The sequence below is a fragment of the Pseudomonas sp. 51_B genome (genome assembly GCF_017491595.1).
In the GTDB taxonomy this organism is placed as follows: domain Bacteria; phylum Pseudomonadota; class Gammaproteobacteria; order Pseudomonadales; family Pseudomonadaceae; genus Aquipseudomonas; species Aquipseudomonas promysalinigenes.
The window spans coordinates 102,484-122,792 of record NZ_JAFGYW010000003.1 but is presented as its reverse complement, the minus strand read 5'-3'; the positions used below and the strand labels follow the sequence as shown (position 1 = coordinate 122,792).

The following is a 20,309-nucleotide window of genomic DNA, read 5'->3' as shown; positions in this document are numbered from 1 at the left end:
CGAGAGGAAGGAACGGAACGTGATTGGACGTTTGCGCGGTACCCTGGCGGAAAAACAGCCTCCGCATCTGATTATCGACTGCAACGGTGTGGGTTACGAACTGGAAGTGCCCATGACGACCCTGTATCGCCTGCCCAAGGTTGGCGAGCAGGTGACCGTGCACACTCATCTGGTGGTGCGCGAAGATGCTCACTTGCTTTACGGCTTTGCCGAAAAACGTGAACGCGAGCTGTTCCGTGAGTTGATCCGCCTCAATGGAGTAGGCCCCAAGCTTGCTCTGGCGTTGATGTCAGGCCTCGAAGTGGACGACCTGGTCCGCTGCGTGCAGGCCCAGGACGCAGCGGTGCTTGTGCGCGTGCCAGGTGTCGGTAAAAAAACCGCCGAGCGCCTGCTGATCGAACTCAAGGATCGTTTCAAGGCCTGGGAAACCTCCCCGGCAATGTTCACCCTGGTTTCCGACGGCCCGCTGCCACTTGCCAGCGAGTCCAGTGCCGAAGCCGATGCCGTCAGCGCCCTGGTTTCTCTGGGTTACAAACCCCAGGAAGCCAGCAAAGCCATTGCCGCCATCAAAGACAAGGCCGGCCTTAGCAGTGAAGAACTCATCCGTCGCAGCCTTAAAGGGATGATTACCAAGTGATCGAAGCCGACCGCCTGATCGCTGCCAGTGGCCGCGACCGTGAAGAGGTACAGGACCGGGCGATCCGCCCCTTGCGCCTGGACGAGTACATCGGCCAGCCAGTGGTGCGTGAGCAGATGGCTTTGTTCATACAGGCAGCGCGCGGGCGTGGCGAGTCGCTTGACCACACACTGATATTCGGCCCACCAGGGTTGGGCAAAACCACCCTGGCCAACATCATCGCCCAGGAAATGGGTGTTTCGGTCAAAAGCACCTCGGGTCCGATACTTGAAAGGCCGGGTGACTTGGCGGCCATGCTCACCAACCTGGAACCGCACGATGTGCTGTTCATCGATGAAATTCACCGCCTGTCCCCAGTAGTCGAAGAGGTCCTTTATCCAGCGATGGAGGACTTCCAGCTGGACATCATGATCGGTGAAGGCCCCGCCGCCCGTTCGATCAAGCTCGACTTGCCGCCGTTCACGCTGGTGGGCGCTACCACGCGCGCGGGGATGCTCACCAACCCGTTGCGTGACCGTTTCGGTATCGTGCAGCGCCTGGAGTTCTATAGCGACAAGGACCTTGCCACCATCGTCAGTCGTTCGGCCAACATCCTGGGTCTGGCAATCGAGGATCACGGCGCCTACGAAATCGCCCGGCGCGCGCGCGGCACCCCGCGAATCGCCAACCGCCTGTTGCGCCGAGTGCGCGACTACGCCGAGGTGCGTGGCAAAGGCCAGATCACCAAGGCGGTAGCCGACATGGCGCTGAACCTGCTGGACGTCGATGAGCGCGGCTTCGATCACTCCGACCGGCGCTTGTTGCTGACCATGATCGAGAAGTTCGACGGTGGTCCGGTGGGCGTGGACAACCTGGCCGCAGCCATCAGCGAGGAACGTCATACCATCGAGGATGTACTCGAGCCCTACTTGATCCAGCAGGGGTACATCATGCGTACGCCCCGTGGGCGGGTGGTGACCCGGCATGCTTACCTGCACTTTGGCCTGAACGTGCCTGGCAGCTTGGGGGGTGCCGGTGATTTTTCCGATCCAGGCGATGAATGACAGATCGAAACGGGCTTTTCGTGGTCCTACCGCTGGCATGCCTACCGAGTGCTGGCACTACGACATTGATGATGAAAAAACAGTTGCCGAGGCGGATTGGCAAGCTGAGGAGTAAGCACTAGAGTATGCGCGCGCTAAATGGCCTGGAACCGTTCGCACACCGTTGTCGTGTCTATTACGAAGATACCGATGCCGGTGGCGTGGTGTATTACGTCAATTACCTGAAATTCATGGAGCGCGCGCGCACCGAGCGCCTGCGGCATCTGGGGTTCTCTCAGGCGCAGTTGGCCGAGGACAACCTGCTGTTCGTGGTCCATTCCAGCGAAGCCCGCTATCACGCGCCGGCACGCCTGGACGACGAGCTGAGGGTCACCGCGCAAGTACTTGAACTCAATCGCGCCAGCCTGCGCTTCGTGCAGCAGGTCTGGCGGGAAAAAGATGAAACGCTGCTCTGTGAAGGGCAGTTCCTGGTGGCCGCGGTGCGCGCCGACACTTTCAAACCCCGAGCCATACCGCCCCAGTTGCGCGACGCCTTTGCGGCGGACGGCTGGGGGAATCAATCGAACGCAGGAGAATAAGCGTGGAAGCTAACGTCGTCGACCATACCTCCATGTGGAGTCTGGTCAGCAATGCCAGCGTGGTGGTACAGCTGGTAATGCTGACCCTGGTGGCCGCCTCGGTCACTTCATGGATCATGATCTTCCAGCGCAGCGCCATGCTGCGCGCTGGTCGTCGTGCGCTGGATGCCTTTGAGGAACGCTTCTGGTCGGGTATCGACCTGTCCAAGCTGTATCGTCAGGCAGGCAGCAACCCAGACCCGGACTCGGGTGTGGAGCAGGTGTTCCGCGCCGGCTTCAAGGAATTTTCGCGTCTGCGCCAGCAGCCGGGCGTAGATCCTGACGCGGTAATGGAAGGCGTGGGTCGTGCCATGCGTGTGGCCATTTCCCGTGAAGAAGAAAAGCTCGAGCAGAGCCTCCCGTTCCTTGCCACGGTCGGTTCGACCAGCCCGTACATCGGCCTGTTCGGTACCGTTTGGGGCATCATGAACTCCTTCCGCGGCCTGGCCAGCGCCCAGCAGGCTACCCTGGCCACCGTGGCCCCGGGTATCGCCGAAGCACTGGTCGCCACGGCCATCGGCCTGTTCGCTGCCATTCCAGCGGTCATCGCCTATAACCGTTTTGCGGCGCGCAGCGAAGTGCTGATCGGCCGTTACTACACCTTCGCCGACGAGTTCCAGGCGATCCTGCACCGTAAAGTGCACACCAGCGAAGAGTAATCAGGTACAAGCCCATGGCCCGAGTTCGCCACAAACGCAAGCCCGTCGCCGAGATGAACGTGGTGCCCTACATCGACGTGATGCTGGTGCTGCTGGTCATCTTCATGGTGACGGCGCCCATGCTCAACCAGGGCGTGAAGGTCGACCTGCCCAAGGTTTCCAGCGAAGCCTTGCCGCAGGACAACAACGTCCAGATCCTCACCATTTCCATCAAGGCCGACAAGACCTACTACTGGAACCTTGGCAGTGAAGTCGACACCGACAAACAGATGGACAAGGCCATGACCTTGCCGGACATGACCAGCGCAGTGACCAAGATCATTGCCGCCGGGCGTGACCAAGGCAAGCAGACCCAGGTGTTCATTCGTGGCGACAAGGCTGTCGACTACGGCGCCGTCATGGGCGCCATGGGCGGGTTGCAGAAGGCCGGTGTCGGTAACGTTGGCCTGATTACCGAGGCGCCCTGATGCAACAGCGAGAGCCATCCGCCTCGGAAAGTTACTTCTGGCCCAGTATCTGGGCCATTGGCCTGCATGTACTGGTGTTCGCGCTGCTTTTCGTCAGCTTCGCCATGACGCCTGAATTGCCGCCTTCCAAGCCGATCGTTCAGGCTACGCTGTATCAGCTCAAGTCCAAGAGCCAGGCGACCACCCAGACCAATCAGAAGATTGCCGGGGAGGCGAAGAAAACTGCCTCGCGCCAGACTGAAGTCGAGCAGTTGGAACAGAAGAAAGTCGAGCAGGAGGCAATAAAGGCCGCGGAACAAAAGAAAGCAGACGCCGCTCAAAAGGCTGAGCAAGCCCGCGAGGCCGCCGAGGCCAAGAAGGCTGAGGAAGCAGCCAAAGCGGCCGAAGCCAAGAAAGCCGCCGAGTCCAAGAAGGCCGAGGAAGCCAAGAAAGCTGCCGAAAAGCAGCAGGCTGACATCGCCAAGAAAACGGCTGAGGAAGAGGCGAAGAAGCAGGCCGAGGAAGAAGCCAAGAAACAAGCCGCCGAGGAGGCCAAGAAGAAGGCCGCCGAAGACGCGAAGAAAAAAGCAGCCGAGGACGCCAAGAAGAAAGCGGCGGCCGAGGAAGCGAAGAAGAAGGCAGCTGAAGAGGCCAAGAAAAAAGCCGCTGCAGACGCCCAGAAGAAAAAGGCACAGGAAGCGGCACGCAAGTCGGCAGAGGACAAGAAAGCTCAGGCCTTGGCCGAGCTGTTGTCCGACACCACCGAGCGGCAGCAGGCCCTGGCCGACGAGCAGGGTGACCAGGTAGCCGGCGATTTCGACGACCTGATTCGCATGCGAGCGGCCGAAGGTTGGGCTCGTCCGCCTTCCGCGCGTAAGGGCATGACGGTGACTCTGCAGGTCAACATGTTGCCAGACGGCACCATTACCGGCGTCAGCGTGATCAAGTCCAGTGGTGATGGTCCGTTCGATAGTTCGGCGGTGGCAGCAGTGAAGAACATTGGTCGTTTGACCGAGATGCAGGGTATGAAGCCGAGCGATTTCAACCGTTATCGTTCGTTCAAGATGACATTTACACCTGAGGATCTAGCGTTGTGATTAAACTCCTTCGAGGAATGCTGGTCATGCTCTGCTGCGTGGCTGGCATGGCCATGGCAGAGGAAAAGAACATCCTGGTCACCAGCGGCAGCGATCGGGCCACGCCCATTGCGGTAGTGCCGTTCGGTCTACAGGGTGGCAGCGTGCTGCCAGAAGACATGGCCGATATCATTGGCAACGACCTGCGCAACTCCGGCTACTATTCGCCGATTCCGCGTCAGAACATGATCAGCCAGCCGACCCAGGCCAGCGAAGTCATCTTCCGTGACTGGAAAGCGTTGGGTGCCCAATACGTCATGGTCGGCAGCATCGTGCCGTCGGGCGGTCGACTGCAGGTGCAGTACGCGCTGTTCAACGTCGCCACCGAGCAGCAAGTGCTGACCGGTAGCGTGGCGGGCACCGCCGACCAACTGCGCGACATGGCGCACTACATTGCCGATCAGTCATTCGAAAAACTCACCGGTATCAAGGGCGCGTTCTCGACTCGCTTGCTGTACGTGACCGCCGAGCGTTTCTCCACCAACAATACCCGCTACACGCTGCAGCGTTCGGATTACGACGGGGCCCGCGCAGTCACCCTGTTGCAGTCCCGCGAGCCGATCCTGTCGCCACGCTTTGCGCCAGACGGCAAGCGTATCGCCTACGTGTCGTTCGAGCAAAAGCGCCCACGCATCTTCGTTCAGAACATCGATACGGGTCGTCGCGAGCAGGTGACCAACTTCGAAGGCCTCAATGGTGCGCCGGCCTGGTCGCCTGATGGTTCGCGTCTGGCGTTCGTCCTGTCCAAGGACGGCAACCCGGACATCTACGTGATGAACGTGGCCTCCCGTCAGATCAACCGTGTAACTGCAGGCCCAGGCATCAATACCGAGCCTTTCTGGGGCAAGGATGGCAACACGCTGTACTTCACCTCTGACCGCGGCGGCAAGCCACAGATCTACAAGCAGTCGGTCAGCGGCGGTGGGGCTGAGCGTGTAACTTTCGTAGGTAACTACAACGCCAACCCGAAACTCTCGGCCGATGAAAAAACGCTGGTAATGATTCATCGCCAGCAAGGTTTCACCAACTTCAAAGTGGCGGCACAGGACTTGCAGCGCGGAAGTGTAAAGATTCTCTCGGAAACGAGTCTTGATGAGTCGCCCACTGTTGCGCCAAACGGCACCATGCTAATCTACGCCACCCGCCAGCAGGGCCGGGGAGTCTTGATGCTCGTGTCGCTTAACGGCCGCGTGAGGCTCCCGCTTCCTACCGCTCAAGGCGAAGTCAGAGAACCGTCCTGGTCCCCTTACCTGAACTGATTGCGGCGTATAACGTTTTTGCTTAACACACTGGGGTTTCATTAGGAGTTTCACGATGGAAATGCTGAAGTTTGGTAAATTTGCTGCGCTGGCTCTGGCCATGGCCGTAGCTGTAGGTTGCTCCTCCAAAGGCGGTGACAACGCTGGTGAAGGCGCTGTTGACCCGAACGCTGGCTACGGTGCAAACACCGGCGCCGTTGACGGTTCCCTGAGCGAAGAAGCCGCCCTGCGCGCAATCACCACCTTCTACTTCGAATACGACAGCTCGGACCTGAAGCCAGAAGCCATGCGCGCTCTGGACGTTCACGCCAAGGACCTGAAAGCCAACGGCAACCGCGTTGTCCTGGAAGGTAACACCGACGAGCGCGGCACCCGCGAGTACAACATGGCTCTGGGTGAGCGTCGTGCGAAAGCCGTTCAGCGCTACCTGGTTCTGCAGGGCGTTTCCCCTGCTCAGCTGGAAGTGGTTTCCTACGGCGAAGAGCGTCCAGTTGCTACCGGCAACGACGAGCAGTCCTGGGCTCAGAACCGTCGCGTAGAACTGCGTAAGTAAGTTCTTATGCGTATGTGCCGTCGTGCTGTAACCGTCCTCGCACTCAGCCTACCGCTTTCGGCGTGGGCTGCGGTTCCTGTAGTTGATGACAACGGGGGTGCTTATCCACCTTCCGGTTATGGCACGAGCGGCGCCTATGCCGGCGCAGGGGCTTCGGCCCCTGCTTCGGCGCAGGGCCAGCTGTTCATGCAGTTGCAACAGATGCAGGATCAACTTTCCCGCCAGCAAGGCATCATCGAAGAGTTGCAGAACGATGTGTCGCGCATGAAGCAGGAAAACCTGGAGCGCTACCAGGACCTTGATCGTCGCATCAACAGTGGTGCCGCGCCTGCCGCGACTCCCGACAATTCTTCCACCGGTGGTGCATCCAATGCTGCCGTCGGTGCAGCAGCAGGCGCCGCTGGCGCTGCTGCGCAACAACCGGCCGCCAATAGCGAGCCCGGTGATCCGGCGAAAGAAAAGCTCTACTACGATGCGGCTTTCGACCTGATCAAGCAGAAAGACTTCGACAAGGCCACCCAGGCGTTCAACGCCTTCCTGCGCAAGTATCCCAACAGCCAGTACGCTGGTAATGCGCAGTACTGGTTAGGGGAAGTCAATCTTGCCAAGGGCGATCTGCCTGCGGCCAGCCAGGCTTTTGCCCAGGTGAGCCAGAAGTACCCCAAGCACAGCAAAGTGCCTGATTCGCTGTACAAACTGGCCGACGTCGAACGCCGCATGGGTCATACCGACAAGGTCAAAGGCATCCTGCAGCAGGTCATCAATCAGTACCCTGGCACGTCTGCCGCGCAACTGGCGCAGCGCGATCTGCAGAAGCTATAAGCTTCACCCATGAAATAAACCCGCGCTTGCCGCGGGTTTTTTCGTTAGAATCACGTCCCTTTTATAAACACGCTGTCACGGATAACGCCATGTCGAGTCCGAGGCAGTGCCTGACGGAGGCGGACAGCCTGTTTAGCTGTCACGCCCGTGGCGAGCATGCAAGACACCTTACGCATCACCGAAGTCTTTTACTCTTTGCAGGGTGAAACACGAACGGCTGGGCTGCCCACGGTATTCGTGCGCCTGACCGGTTGCCCCCTGCGCTGCCAATATTGCGACAGCGCCTACGCCTTCACTGGCGGTACGCTTCGTACTCTTGATTCGATCCTGGAGCAGGTTGCTGGCTTCAAGCCACGCTACGTCTGCGTCACCGGAGGCGAACCTTTGGCTCAGCCCAACGCGCTGGCGCTGTTACAGCGCTTGTGCGATGCCGGCTACGAGGTCTCACTGGAGACCAGTGGCGCTCTCGACATTTCTGGCACCGATGTGCGTGTCAGCCGGGTGGTCGACCTCAAGACCCCAGGCTCGGAAGAGTCGCATCGTAATCGCTACGAGAACATCGAACAGCTGACCCGCAACGACCAGGTCAAGTTCGTCATTTGTTCCCGCGAGGACTATGACTGGGCGGTGTCCAAGCTGATCCAGTACAACCTTGCCGAACGTGCCGGCGAAGTATTGTTCTCGCCCAGCCACCATCAGGTGAGCGCCACTGACCTGGCCGACTGGATCGTTGCCGACAACTTGCCCGTACGCTTGCAGTTGCAGTTGCACAAGCTGCTGTGGAACGACGAACCCGGCCGTTGATTGAGGAGTGAATGAGATGACGGAAAAACGCGCGGTAATCCTGCTGTCCGGCGGCCTCGACTCGGCCACGGTCGTCGCCATGGCCAAAGCCGAAGGCTATAGCTGCTACACCATGAGCTTCGATTATGGCCAACGCCACCGTGCCGAGCTCAACGCTGCGGCACGCGTGGCCCGGGACCTTGGCGTGGTCGAGCACAAGGTCATCGGCTTGAACCTGGATGGGATAGGCGGCTCTGCCCTGACAGACAGCAGCATCGACGTGCCAGAGGCGCCGGGTGAGGGTATTCCGGTGACCTACGTGCCTGCCCGTAATACGGTGTTTCTTTCACTGGCCCTGGGCTGGGCGGAAGTGTTGCAAGCCCGAGATATCTTCATCGGCGTCAACGCCGTGGACTATTCCGGTTACCCGGATTGCCGCCCCGAGTTCGTCGATGCGTTCGAACGCATGGCCAACCTGGCGACCAAGGCTGGCGTGCAAGGGCAGGGGTTCCGCATCCAGGCGCCGTTGCAGAACATGAGCAAGGCGCAGATCGTGCAAGCGGGTATCGCCCGTGGCGTAGACTACAGCCTGACGGTCTCCTGCTATCAGGCCAATGATGAAGGCCAGGCGTGCGGCAAATGCGACAGTTGCCGCCTGCGTGCCGAAGGTTTCAAAGCGGCGGGCGTCGACGACCCAACGCGCTACTTCTGACAAAAGGCTGCCGCAAGTATTGATTTCCCGTTAGAAATCAGTATTATACGCGCCATCCAACGGGTCGTTAGCTCAGTTGGTAGAGCAGTTGGCTTTTAACCAATTGGTCGTAGGTTCGAATCCTACACGACCCACCATATGCAGTAGCCAAAGCCCGCAGCCAGTAATGGTCGCGGGCTTTGTCGTTTCTGGCCCCGTGTTTTGTGTGGCCTGCGAGAGGGGCACAACACGCCACTGATGTTCACTCCGCCCACTCGGGGTCGCCGGTGAACACCACGGTAATCCAGCGATCGGGCCCTTCGCCGCCTACCGCCTCGCCAATTTCATTGCGCCATGCGTCCCATTCATCGATGGTTTTCGCGGCCATGGTCTTGGGCACGATGAAATACAACTCGATTTCCCGGGAGCGCCCGACCTTGGCCACATAGGCTCGGTATGACTCCAGCCCGTGGCGTGCAACGAAAGCCCGCGCGACTTCGTCGACATGCAATTTAAGGTCGCCCGGCGTCACCAAGAAAATCTCCGCCAGGGCCTGACGCACCACCGATAGTGGCAGCGGGATGATCACTAAGCACACCAGCGCCAATACTGCCGGGTCGATATAGGGCGATAACCATTGCCATTGCGTGCCCTGGACGGCATAGCCGAAGCAAAATGCGATCAGCAGCGCTGCGGTGATGCTGGCCGACATCACCCAACCCTTCACGTCCATGCGCACGAAGTCCGAGTTCAATACACGGTTGGCGCGCTGCTCGACCACCGCGATGGTGGCGCAGGCTATTACCGTCAGCGCCGCGTAGACCATGGCAATGCCAAACTCCAGGTGGCGACCGCCCTGCAGCAGGCTGCTGACTGCGTTGATCAGTGCGTAGATGGCAACGCTGCTCAGCAGCATACCGTTGAGCGCCAGTACCATCGGCTCCAGGTGCCAGAAACCCATGGTAAAGCGTTCGCGCAGCTTGCGTGAGAGTTGCAGGCTGGTGGCGTGGGAGGTGATGAGTTTGACCACCACCAGCGACAAGCCACTCATGCTGGCGTCGACCAGTGAATAGACACCGTCGAAGACGATCGAGAACGACCCGGAGGCCAGCCCGAAGCCGATGCCGATCGTGGCGATGAACAGGGTGACGGCAATGGAGGTGCGTAGCAGGCCCTGTTCGCTGTGTATATCGAAGAAGGGGGATCGGGTAGTGCTGTGCATGTGCTGTGCTCGGTAAATGACGCTCTTGCTGTATTGTCTACTCCGGCCTGCTTCGCGGGTGAAACCGCCACCGGTACCGTGCTGCCCGTCAGTGCAGCGATCCGCTTGTGGCAGCAGGTTCAACTTTGATGCAGGCGCCCTGGCCCTTACAGGCTAGACGCGAAACTGTTCCATCAATGCTTGTTGCTGGTTGGCCAGCCGGTTCAGGTCCTGGCTGATCCGCGCCGATTCATCGGCCTGGCCCGACAGCGACTCGGTCACATCACGGATGCCAGCTACGTTGCGGTTCACCTCTTCGGCCACGGCGCTTTGCTCTTCGGCTGCCGAAGCGATCTGCAGGTTCATGTCGCTGATCACCGCCACGGCCTCACCAATGCGCTGCAGTGCTGGCAACGCCTGTTCCATGCCCGTGGCGCTTGCCTGAGCCTGGCGTTGCCCTGCATGCATGGCGCCCACCACGTCCTGAGTCCCCTGCTGCAACCCTTCGATCACCTGACGTATTTCTTCCACCGACACCTGAGTGCGTTGGGCTAGGCTGCGCACTTCATCGGCAACTACGGCAAAGCCACGGCCGGCCTCGCCTGCACGGGCGGCTTCAATCGCGGCATTGAGTGCCAGCAGGTTGGTCTGTTCGGCAATGGCGCGGATCACCTCCAGTACCGTACCAATCTGCTCGCTGCGCTGCTCCAGCGCGCGCGCTTCGTCCATGGCCTGATCCATGCCGATGGCCAATTGATCGATGCTCTGGCGAGTGCTGGCGATCAACTGCAAGCCCTCCCGGCTGGCCTGATCGGCGCCCCGCGCGGCCTGCGCTGCTTGGGCCGCATTGTGGGCGACGTCCTGGGCGGTGGCACTCATTTCGTTGGCCGCGGTAGCGACCTGCTCGATTTCGCGCTGTTGCTGTTGCATGCCGTTGCTGGTCTGGCTCGCAATGGCGGCGGACTGGTCGGCGGTACCCCGAGCCTGGAGCACGGAGCCTTTGACTTGGGCGATCACTGGTTGCAGTTTGTCGAGGAAGCGGTTGAACCAGCCCGTCAATTGGCCGAGCTCGTCTTGGCGGGCATAGTCCAGGCGACGGGTGAGGTCGCCTTCACCGCTGGCGATGTCCTCTAGGCGCGCCGCCACCGCAAGAATCGGCCGTGTGACGCCCCGCGCCGTCAGCCACACCAACAACAGGCCGACGACCGCCGCGCTCAGGCCGATCAACAAGCTGGTCAGGTTGGCGCTCTGATTATGGCTGCTCAAGCGCTGATTGAGGGCCAGGGCGGGTGCTTGCAGCACGGCCTCGGGCAGTTCCACCTGCACCTGCCATGGGTTGGCGTCTGGGATGGGAGCGAACGGCTCAGAAACCCGCAGCAGGCCCTGTTGGACTTGCTTGTCGAGCGGCTGGCCCAGCTTGCCAGCGTCGCGACTGTTTCCTGCGAGCAGGCCGGTGGCGCTCACGATGCTGACTTGGCCCTGGCCTTCGAACAGTTCCTTGCGTCCCTCCAGGCTCAATTGCTGGAGGTTATCCAGGCCAATGTCCAGGCCTACCACGCCTACGACCTTGCCGTTTTCCAGCAGGGGCAGGGCGATACTGGTCATCAGTACCTGTTGGCCGTTGACCTCGTCGAGATAGGGTTCCAGCACGCAGGCCCTCGCGATTTCCTGCGGGCAGGTCAGCCAGCGATTCTTGGCCTGACCGTTGCTGCCGGCTGCGTTGTCGCCCAGCATCGATTCGGGCATCGCTTCGAGTTCCAGAGCGCCTGGGCGAGGTTGAGACCAGTACAACGAGAAGCGCCCTGTTTCGTTGCTTGCATCACTCTGCTGGCCGATGAACTGGCTATCCAGATGATCCAGCGCATTGGGCTGGAACACCAGATACAAGCCGATCACGTTCGAGTTGCCGGCAAGGCTGGTGCGTGCTTGACGGGTCAGTTCAGCGCGCAGGTCGCTGCCGCCCCTGGCCCTGAGCGCCTGGACCAGGCGAGCGAAGCCGTTGCCGTATTGGTAGGCATCCATGAAGTAGCGCTGGACCCGCAGTGCCTGGTTTTGCGCGTGGGCCTGCAAGCGCAGACGCGCACTGTGATCGAGCATTTCGCTGCTGGCCTGGTTGACCAGTGCTGCGCTGCGCCGAGACTGCGCCAGAGAGCTGGCTACCAGCAACACGACGATGGCCAGCAGGCAGAGGCCAGCGAGCAGGGTGATTTTCCATTGGATGGACAGGCGGCGCAGCAGCATCTGGGTGATTCCTTCTCGGGCAAGTACAACGCCCGCGTTCAGGCGCGGGCGTTGGCAGTGGCTCAGGTCATTCGGCAACGTAGTTCGGCGGTGCGACGCGGAACGCCTTGGTCAGCCAAGCTAGGTGCAGCAGCCCGGCGAGCGCCCAGAGGCCGCCGAAGATCAACGAGTGTTCGTTGAGATCGAGCCAGAGCTTGGCAATGATGCAGAAGCCGATGGTCGGCAGTACCAGGTACTTCATCTTGTTCGCCAGCCCCCGGCGGTTGCCTTCGCGCAGGTAGCAGTGGTTGATCACCGACAGGTTGACGAAGCTGAACGCCACCAATGCGCCGAAGTTGATGATCGAGGTAGCGGTGACGAGGTCGAAGAAGATCGCCGAAAGTGCAATCACACCGACCACTGCAATGTTCACAACCGGGGTCTTGTAGCGCGCATGCAGGCGGGCGAAGACAGTGCTTGGGATGACGTTGTCCCGGCCCATCACATACAGCAGGCGCGACACGCTGGTCTGCGAAGCCAGGCCCGAGGCGATGGTGTTGATCACCGTGCAGGCGATGAAGATCGACTGGAACAACTTGCCACCCACATACAGCGCAATTTCCGGCAGCGCCGCTTCCGGGTCGTGGAAGCGGGCATTGGTGGGGAAGTAGGCCTGCATGAAATAAGACACAGCGATGAACACCACACCACCGATCAGTGCAGTGAGGAAGATCGCCCGTGGGATGATCTTGCCAGGCTCTTTGGTTTCTTCAGACAGGCAGGTTACGGCGTCGAAGCCCAGGAACGAGAAGCACAGAATGGTCGCGCCGGCAGCCAGCGCACTGAACTGCGTCTGCGAGTCTGCGAAGGGGGTCAGGCTCCAGGTGGTGCCCAGCCCTTCGCCTTGGCCCAGGCCGCGCACGCACAGGTAGATGAACACTGACATGATCGCCAGCTGCACAACCACGAACAACAGGTTGAAATGCGCCACCAGGTTGATGCTACGCATGTTGATCAAGCTGATCAGGGTGACGAAGCCTGCCACCCACATCCACTCAGGCACCTCGGGAAACATGGCCGAAAGGTACAGTTTGGCCAGCAGCGCATTGACCATCGGCAGCAACAGGTAGTCGAGCAGCGAAGCCCAACCGACCATGAAGCCTGCATGCGGGCTGATGGCGCGTTGGGTATAGGTGTAGGCGGAGCCGGACTGCGGGAACCGCCGAACCAGCGTGCCATAGCTCACCGCAGTGAACAGCACACCGGCCAAGGCCAGCAGGTAGGCGCTCGGCACGTGGCCGGAGGTGACGCCGGAGACGATGCCGAACGTGTCGAACACGGTCATGGGCGTCAGGTAAGCCAGGCCGATGATGACTACGTGCCAGAGGCGCAGGGATTTACGGAACTGGCCATTGCCGGTGGCGTTTTGGTCATGCTGCATGCTGGTGTGGCCCCATGTTGTTCACCTTTTTGTTTGGAGCAGAGATAGGCGCGTGCTAGGCGCCGGCATCAGGCTGGCAGTGCCTTGGCGAGGAGGTTGAAGCGTGCGGGCAGGGGCATCCGAGCATCTTGACGGCGCGACTTTTTCTTCTTCGTGGATCGGGCGCTGAGCGAGGTGGTGAAAATAAAAAACGATTGATAGCAGGGCGTCAAGTTAAACATGACAAAATGTTGCTATCTCGAGATGTTTATCGATTAGATGGCTGAAATGTTCAATTTTTGCGCGTTTATTTGCGTTTTTGATCGTCTTTTGTGTCCGTAAAAATTAACAAATGGGCGCGGTGAAATGCCGATTCAGAACATTCTCAAATAATGGATGATGCCGCCTCGGCCGCCACTATGAGGGGGATAGAGTGATATTCTTTGGCCCCAGTGCGGCACAGACCGCGAATTCGCCCATATGGACATCGATTGGTTCTATTCATGAAGAAATCAGTAGGCATTCTCTGCGGCCTGGCCATTGCCATAGCCGGGATCACTACCGCTGGCGCCTGGTACACCGGCAAGCAGCTGCCTGAGCAGCTCGATGAGGCGGTCAGCCGCAGCAACGAGCAGCTCAAGCGAGCGCTGGTCAACTATGGCGGTAGCATGACCGTCGAACTGGTCGCGCTCGATCGGCACTGGTTCAGCAGCTCCGCGCAGTATCGCCTCAAGGCCAAGGACATCAACCTTGGTCATGGCGAGATCGTCAGTTTCGACCTGGGAGTGACCGATCAGATCGAGCACGGTCCCTTCCCCTGGTCCCGAGTCAAGGCATTTAAACTGCTGCCGGTAATGGCGGTGAGCAATAGCCGCCTGCAGAAGGACGAGCTCACCGCACCGTGGTTCGCTGCGGCGGGTGAGCAGTCGCCGGTCAGTGCCCATACCAGCTTGGGTTACATGGGGGATGTCGACAGCAGCATCACCTTTGCGCCGCTCCAACGCAACGAGGCCAATGGCAGCAGCCTGAACTTCTCGGGCATGACCCTGCAGGTCAGCGGTGATCAGCAAGGTAAGGCGTCAACCTTCCATGGCAGTGCAGATCGCCTGGAGATGAAGCTGGTCGGCGATGACCATCCGCCCGCCACTTTCGAGCTTTCGGGGCTCAAGGTCGGCGGCAACCTGGCGGCCAGCAAGCATGATGCCGTGTACGTCGGCAATGTCGACCTGCTGCTGGCCGAGGCCAAGGCAACCCTGGGCGCCAGGCAACAGCAACTGGTACTCAAGGGTATCGAACAGAATCTGCTGCAGACTGTGGATGGCCCTGACACAGTGGGTGGTCGTGCGGATTATCGGGTGGCTGACATCACCTGGGATGGCCGTGCGGTTGGCAACCTGCAGATGGGGGTGAGCGTCAAGTCGCTCAATGCCCCGGCTTTGCAATCGCTGTCGCAGTGGTATCAGGCCCACTTGCCGGAGTTCGAAGCGGCCCAGGCTGCCGGTCAGCCGGTGCCGGTGATTCCGATGGACGAAACGGAAAAGGCCAAATTCCAGGGCGACTTGCGGCAGTTGCTGGCGTCCAAGCCCAAACTGGCCATCGAAAACCTGGCGCTGCGCACCGCCAATGGTGAGAGCCGTTTCGACTTGTCGATGGATTTTGCCGACCCGGCATCGTTCGACTTGCCGCCTGATGAGTTGAGTAAGCAATTGATCACCGAGGTCAAGAGCAAGCTTTCCCTATCCAAACCGATGATCGGTGACCTGGCTACATTGCAAGCGCTGCTGGAAGGCCAAACCGATGCCCAGGCGATTGCCGCGCAATCTAGCCAGGCCGGTGAAATGGTCGGGTTGATGGCCTTGCAAAGTGGTCTGGCCACCGTACAGGGCAATGATGTAGTGGCAAGCCTTCACTACGCCGACGGCATGGTCGACTTCAATGGTAAAAAAATGACCGTCGAGCAGTTCGCCATGCTGCTGGCAGCGCATTTTGCCGCGATGCAACCGCAAGGCTGAGGCAATAAGGTGTGCAGGCCTGTTCGCGGTTGACGCCGTTACACAGGCAGGGCGCTCCCTCCAGGAGCTGCCCGAGCCGTGAACAGGCCGGCACAAACCCTGCAAAAACCACTTTTGAATTCCCCTGTTTGGCTGTAGCCTTCGGCGTCCGATAATAATCCGCGCCCGCAGAGGGCCGTGGCGGTGTGTCTGCCGCCCGGCACCCCTAGCCGATCTGCCAGGGCCGGGTGATACACTCGATTCGACGCGCACGCGCGCAGGCCCAGCGATCATGACCCAGATTTCCGAACGCCTTTTGGTTCAGGCTCACCTCGACGCCAAGCAGCCCAACCCGCTGACTGCAGAGCAGGAGGCCGAATACCGTGCGGCCATCGCTGCCGAGCTCAAAGCGCAGAATGCGGTATTGGTGGCCCATTATTACTGCGACCCGGTCATTCAGGCGCTGGCCGAAGAAACCGGCGGGTGCGTGTCCGACTCGTTGGAAATGGCCCGCTTCGGCAGAAATCACCCGGCCGAGACGGTGATCGTCGCCGGTGTGCGTTTCATGGGCGAAACCGCCAAGATCCTCACGCCGCAAAAACGTGTCCTGATGCCAACCCTCGAGGCGACCTGTTCCCTCGATCTGGGTTGCCCGGTAGAAGAGTTTTCTGCCTTCTGCGATCAGCACCCCGAGCGTACCGTGGTGGTGTATGCCAATACCTCCGCCGCGGTCAAGGCGCGGGCCGATTGGGTGGTGACATCCAGCTGCGCGTTGGAAATCGTCGAAAGCCTGATGGACAACGGTGAGACCATCATCTGGGGGCCGGACCAGCACTTGGGCCGCTATATCCAGAAGCAAACCGGTGCCGACATGCTGCTGTGGGACGGCGCCTGCATCGTCCACGAAGAGTTCAAATCACGCCAATTGGCCGATATGAAGGCGCTGTACCCGGATGCCGCCATTCTGGTGCACCCGGAGTCCCCAGAAGCGGTGATCGAGCTGGCCGATGCGGTGGGCTCCACCAGCCAACTGATCAAAGCGGCGCAGACGCTACCGAACAAGACCTTCATCGTCGCCACCGACCGGGGCATCTTCTACAAGATGCAGCAGTTGTGCCCCGACAAGGTGTTCGTCGAGGCGCCGACCGCCGGTAATGGCGCGGCGTGCCGCAGTTGTGCGCACTGCCCGTGGATGGCGATGAACACCTTGGAGCGCGTGCTCGATTGCCTGCGCAACGGGACCAATGAGATTTTCGTCGACCCGGCGCTGGTGCCCAAGGCGATCAAGCCGCTGAACCGCATGCTGGACTTCACCCAGGCTGCACGCCTGAAGTTGTCCGGTAACGCCTGATAGTGCAGGGGCGCGATGCGCCCCCTTTGCATCCTAGCGCCCCATCATTTCCTGAACCATGCGCCGTTGCTCCATGATCTCGCGCTGGCGCTGGTCGATCTGTGAAGCCAGCGGGAAATTGCTGCCGGCCCGACGCTTGGCATAATCGAGCTGCTGAATAGCCTGGTCGAAATCCCCCACCAATGTGAAATATTCCGCGCGCGCCCGGTGCAAGCCGATGGTATTGCCGGATAAGCCGCGTACTTCAGCCATGTCGTACCACACGTCCGGGTCATCTGGCCGGCTCTTGAGCAGGTCGTCCAGCACTTTTTCGGCGTCAGCCGGCTTGTTCTGTTTCACCAGCAGGTCGGCGCGCACCTGTTTGAGCGGGTAGTTGCCTGGGTACAGCCCCTGCATGCGGGTAGCGCGCTGTTGGGCGTCGGCCAAGCGATTGTTGGTGATGTCCAGATCAATTTGCGCCAGGTTGTAGGTAATGTCGTTCGGCGCTTTGGCTAGCAAAGGCTTGAGGTTTTCCCGTGCTTCGTTGAGTTGGCCACCTTTGATCTGAGCCAAGGCCAGGCCATAGCGGGCCGCGTCCAGTTTCGGGTCCTCGTCGAGCTGTGCGCGAAAGCGCTTGGCTGCCAGGCCAGGCGTTTCTTCATAGGTAAGGGCCACGCGGGCACGGATCAGTTGGTAACGCGCACTGTCCTCGATGCCCCCTTTGGGCGCCTGTTCGGCACGGTTGCGGGTGTCGGCGATACGCGATTCGGTCACCGGGTGAGTCAGCAGGAACTCCGGTGGCTTGGCACCGTAGCGATATTGCTGGGCCAGGCGCTCGAACATGGTTGGCATGTTACGGGGGTCGTAACCGGCCTTTTCCAGGTTCTGGATGCCGACGCGGTCTGCTTCCTGCTCGTTCTGGCGCGAAAAACGCCGTTGTTCCTGAATGGCAGCAGCCTGAGTGCCGGCAATCATACCGATGCCGGCATCGCCTGCACCACCGGCCGCCAGCACGATGCCAGCCAGCAGCGCAGCCATCATCGGCAATTGCATACGTTGCTGTGCTTCGACGCCGCGGGCGAAATGGCGTTGGGACAAGTGCGCCAGTTCGTGGGCCAATACCGAGGCATACTCGCCTTCGGTTCTGGCGTTTAGGAACAGGCCACCGTTGACGCCGACGATGCCGCCAGGCGCTGCGAAGGCGTTGAGTTCGCGGCTGTCGATGAGGATGAATTCAAGGCGCCGGTCCTGCAACTGGCTGGTTTCGGCCAGGCGGTAGACGGTGGATTCGACGTAGTCCTTGAGCTGCGGGTCGTTCAACTGCCGGACTTGCCCGCGCAGCAGGCTTAGCCAGGCGCGGCCGAGGTCGTGCTCCTGTTTCGGTGAAACGATCGCGGAGCTGGCGTCGCCCAGTGACGGCAAGTCATCGGCATGGCCGGGCAGGGCCATCAGGCAGGCCAGCGCCAGCAGGGTGGGGCGCAGTAGATTCATGCACAAGCTCGCGTCGATCAAAAAAGCCTTACTGTAGCCGGGTCGCGCGTGCCCGACCAGTGGCGGTATGCTACCGGCCATTTTCCGTAATCTACGCCCCCGCTCTGGAGATGCGCCCGATGAGTGATACCCTGACCTGCGACGCCGAACTCGATGCCAGCGGGCTCAATTGCCCGCTGCCACTGCTCAAGGCAAAGATGGAGCTTAACCGCCTGGCCAGCGGGGCGGTACTCAAGGTCACCGCCACCGATGCAGGTTCCCAGCGCGACTTCCGCACTTTCGCTCAACTGGCCGGTCATACGCTGCTGCACGAAACGGCCGAGGCCGGTACCTACACCTACTGGCTGCGCAAGGCCTGAGCCCACCCAAGGATCGTCAATGTTCAAAGTGCTTCGCGACTGGATAGAGCGCTACTTTTCCGATGAGGAAGCAGTGGTGCTGGCGGTCTTGCTGTGCCTGGCTTTCACGGCGGTACTCACCCTGGGCGGCATGTTGGCCCCGGTGCTGGCGGGCATGGTTCTGGCCTTTCTCATGCAGGGCCTGGTCAACGCGCTGGAGCGCCTGCGGGTGCCGACCCGGCTGGCCGTGATGCTGGTATTCGCGCTTTTCATGGGGGCGTTGGCGGTGTTCATGCTGGTGCTGGTGCCGCTGCTTTGGCATCAGCTGATTACGCTGTTCAACGAACTGCCTGGGATGCTGGGCAAATGGCAGTCGCTGTTGCTGTTGCTGCCTGAGCGCTATCCGCACCTGGTGTCTGACGAGCAGGTGTTGCATGCGATCGAATCGGTTCGCGGCGAAATTGGCAAGTTCGGCCAATGGGCGCTGACCTTTTCGCTGTCCAGCCTGCCGCTGCTGGTCAACGCGATGATCTACCTGGTGCTGGTGCCGATCCTGGTGTTCTTCTTCCTCAAGGACCGCGAGTTGATCGGGCGCTGGGTCAGTGGTTACCTGCCGCGCCAGCGCACTTTGCTCAATCGGGTGGGCAGCGAGATGAATCGGCAGATCGCCAATTACATTCGGGGCAAGGGCATCGAAATCCTGATCTGCGGCATCGCCACTTACATCGCCTTCATCACCCTCGGGTTGAACTATGCGGCTTTGCTGGCGTTGCTGGTGGGGTTGTCGGTGGTGGTGCCTTATGTCGGGGCAGTGGTGGTGACCGTGCCGGTCACGCTGATTGCGCTATTCCAGTGGGGATGGGGCGACCAGTTCATTTTGTTGATGACGGTGTATGCGATTATCCAGGCACTGGATGGCAATGTGCTGGTACCGCTGCTGTTCTCCGAGGCCGTGAGCCTGCACCCTGTGGCGATCATCTGCGCGGTACTGCTGTTTGGCGGGTTGTGGGGCTTCTGGGGAATCTTCTTCGCGATCCCGCTGGCGACCTTGATCAAGGCTGTACTGGATGCCTGGCCGCGGCACGAGCCGAGTGTGTCACCGATGCTTTGAAGTGTGCAGCGCTGGCCTCTTCGCAGGTGAACCCGCTCCCACGGTTTTGGTGTGGGCGTTCAGTCGCGAAGAGGCCGGCGCTTGTTTCAAGCCTTGTGCAGCGCTTGCGCAGCAGCCAGCACCGCATCCACATGCCCGGGCACTTTCACGCCGCGCCATTGCTGGCGCAGTACGCCGTCCTTGTCGATCAAAAACGTGCTGCGGTCCACGCCCAGGTATTCCTTGCCGTACAGCTTCTTGAGCTTGATCACGTCGAACAGCTGGCAAAGCGCCTCGTCCTTGTCGCTGATCAGCTCGAACGGGAAGGCTTGTTTGGCTTTGAAGTTCTCGTGCGACTTGATGCCATCGCGAGATACGCCGAAGACCAGGGTATTGGCGGCAGCAAAGGCTTCGTGCTGGTCGCGAAAGCCCTGGCCTTCGGTGGTGCAGCCTGGGGTGCTGTCCTTGGGATAGAAGTACAGCACCACCTGGCGGCCCTTGAGCTCGGCCAGGCTGATAGTCTGGCCGCTGGTGGCCTGAGCCTTGAAGTCGGCGACGGGATGGTCGATTTCTACAGCCATG

Annotated in this window: 20 protein-coding genes and 1 tRNA gene; 16 read left to right on the top strand and 5 right to left on the bottom strand. The window is 60.4% G+C overall.

What is annotated here, in order from left to right; translation table 11 throughout:
• The first annotated feature begins 19 nt into the window (after positions 1-19).
• The 12 genes from ruvA to J5M56_RS05710 all read left to right on the top strand — a co-directional run bounded on the left by ruvA (position 20) and on the right by J5M56_RS05710 (position 8,804).
• On the top strand, positions 20-637 hold the full coding sequence (ruvA, locus tag J5M56_RS05765) for a Holliday junction branch migration protein RuvA (RefSeq protein ID WP_060478856.1): 618 nt from the start codon (positions 20-22) through the stop codon (positions 635-637).
• The gene (ruvB, locus tag J5M56_RS05760; protein WP_060478857.1) at positions 634-1,680 is read left to right on the top strand and encodes a Holliday junction branch migration DNA helicase RuvB; all 1,047 of its coding nucleotides are present in this window, start codon (positions 634-636) and stop codon (positions 1,678-1,680) included. Before ruvA ends, ruvB begins: the two co-directional genes overlap by 4 nt.
• Positions 1,681-1,805: 125 nt before the next feature.
• Positions 1,806-2,258: a tol-pal system-associated acyl-CoA thioesterase gene (ybgC, locus tag J5M56_RS05755; protein ID WP_060478858.1), complete on the top strand. Its 453-nt coding sequence runs from the start codon at positions 1,806-1,808 to the stop codon at positions 2,256-2,258.
• 2 nt (positions 2,259-2,260) lie between these two features.
• Positions 2,261-2,956: a protein TolQ gene (gene tolQ / locus J5M56_RS05750; RefSeq protein WP_009684054.1), complete on the top strand. Its 696-nt coding sequence runs from the start codon at positions 2,261-2,263 to the stop codon at positions 2,954-2,956.
• Positions 2,957-2,970: 14 nt separating this feature from the next.
• Positions 2,971-3,423, top strand: coding sequence for a protein TolR (gene tolR, locus J5M56_RS05745; protein ID WP_008090221.1), 453 nt, complete (start codon positions 2,971-2,973; stop codon positions 3,421-3,423).
• Complete coding sequence (gene tolA / locus J5M56_RS05740) at positions 3,423-4,499, top strand: cell envelope integrity protein TolA (RefSeq protein WP_207870259.1); 1,077 nt, start codon at positions 3,423-3,425, stop codon at positions 4,497-4,499. Before tolR ends, tolA begins: the two co-directional genes overlap by 1 nt.
• 17 nt (positions 4,500-4,516) lie before the next feature.
• On the top strand, positions 4,517-5,797 hold the full coding sequence (tolB, locus tag J5M56_RS05735) for a Tol-Pal system beta propeller repeat protein TolB (protein ID WP_186478720.1): 1,281 nt from the start codon (positions 4,517-4,519) through the stop codon (positions 5,795-5,797).
• 55 nt (positions 5,798-5,852) lie between these two features.
• Positions 5,853-6,350: a peptidoglycan-associated lipoprotein Pal gene (gene pal / locus J5M56_RS05730; RefSeq protein ID WP_060478860.1), complete on the top strand. Its 498-nt coding sequence runs from the start codon at positions 5,853-5,855 to the stop codon at positions 6,348-6,350.
• A 6-nt stretch (positions 6,351-6,356) separates the two neighbouring features.
• Positions 6,357-7,172 carry a tol-pal system protein YbgF gene (ybgF, locus tag J5M56_RS05725; RefSeq protein WP_060478861.1) on the top strand — a complete coding sequence of 272 codons (816 nt, stop codon included), beginning with the start codon at positions 6,357-6,359 and terminating at the stop codon, positions 7,170-7,172.
• Positions 7,173-7,328: 156 nt separating this feature from the next.
• Positions 7,329-7,976, top strand: coding sequence for a 7-carboxy-7-deazaguanine synthase QueE (gene queE / locus J5M56_RS05720; protein ID WP_186478675.1), 648 nt, complete (start codon positions 7,329-7,331; stop codon positions 7,974-7,976).
• Positions 7,977-7,992: 16 nt separating this feature from the next.
• Positions 7,993-8,667: a 7-cyano-7-deazaguanine synthase QueC gene (gene queC, locus J5M56_RS05715; protein WP_186478674.1), complete on the top strand. Its 675-nt coding sequence runs from the start codon at positions 7,993-7,995 to the stop codon at positions 8,665-8,667.
• A 61-nt stretch (positions 8,668-8,728) separates the two neighbouring features.
• A tRNA-Lys gene (locus J5M56_RS05710) sits at positions 8,729-8,804 on the top strand.
• Between the two features lie 104 nt (positions 8,805-8,908).
• Here J5M56_RS05710 and J5M56_RS05705 read toward each other — a convergent pair.
• The 3 genes from J5M56_RS05705 to J5M56_RS05695 all read right to left on the bottom strand — a co-directional run bounded on the left by J5M56_RS05705 (position 8,909) and on the right by J5M56_RS05695 (position 13,508).
• A complete protein-coding gene (locus J5M56_RS05705; protein WP_207870257.1) occupies positions 8,909-9,868 on the bottom strand; it encodes a cation transporter in 960 nt (319 codons plus the stop codon).
• 153 nt (positions 9,869-10,021) lie between these two features.
• Entirely contained in the window at positions 10,022-12,088 is a 2,067-nt protein-coding gene (locus J5M56_RS05700) for a methyl-accepting chemotaxis protein (RefSeq protein ID WP_207870254.1), read from the bottom strand.
• Positions 12,089-12,155: 67 nt separating this feature from the next.
• Entirely contained in the window at positions 12,156-13,508 is a 1,353-nt protein-coding gene (locus J5M56_RS05695; RefSeq protein ID WP_060478875.1) for an APC family permease, read from the bottom strand.
• A 482-nt stretch (positions 13,509-13,990) separates the two neighbouring features.
• Here J5M56_RS05695 and J5M56_RS05690 point away from each other — a divergent pair, with 482 nt between their 5' ends.
• On the top strand, positions 13,991-15,499 hold the full coding sequence (locus J5M56_RS05690) for a YdgA family protein (RefSeq protein ID WP_207870252.1): 1,509 nt from the start codon (positions 13,991-13,993) through the stop codon (positions 15,497-15,499).
• A gap of 271 nt (positions 15,500-15,770) precedes the next feature.
• Positions 15,771-16,829: a quinolinate synthase NadA gene (gene nadA, locus J5M56_RS05685; protein ID WP_207870250.1), complete on the top strand. Its 1,059-nt coding sequence runs from the start codon at positions 15,771-15,773 to the stop codon at positions 16,827-16,829.
• Positions 16,830-16,862: 33 nt separating this feature from the next.
• On the opposite strand, the gene J5M56_RS05680 is transcribed toward nadA, so the two are convergent.
• Positions 16,863-18,299, bottom strand: a complete 1,437-nt coding sequence (locus tag J5M56_RS05680) for a M48 family metalloprotease (protein WP_186478669.1) — start codon at positions 18,297-18,299, stop codon at positions 16,863-16,865.
• Between the two features lie 119 nt (positions 18,300-18,418).
• On the opposite strand from J5M56_RS05680, the gene J5M56_RS05675 reads away from it, so the two are divergent.
• A complete protein-coding gene (locus tag J5M56_RS05675) occupies positions 18,419-18,658 on the top strand; it encodes a sulfurtransferase TusA family protein (protein ID WP_060478878.1) in 240 nt (79 codons plus the stop codon).
• A gap of 19 nt (positions 18,659-18,677) precedes the next feature.
• A complete protein-coding gene (locus J5M56_RS05670) occupies positions 18,678-19,748 on the top strand; it encodes an AI-2E family transporter (protein ID WP_207870248.1) in 1,071 nt (356 codons plus the stop codon).
• An 86-nt stretch (positions 19,749-19,834) separates the two neighbouring features.
• Here the strand turns inward: J5M56_RS05670 and J5M56_RS05665 are convergent, their stop codons facing one another.
• The gene (locus J5M56_RS05665) at positions 19,835-20,308 is read right to left on the bottom strand and encodes a peroxiredoxin (protein ID WP_060478880.1); all 474 of its coding nucleotides are present in this window, start codon (positions 20,306-20,308) and stop codon (positions 19,835-19,837) included.
• Position 20,309: the final 1 nt, after the last annotated feature.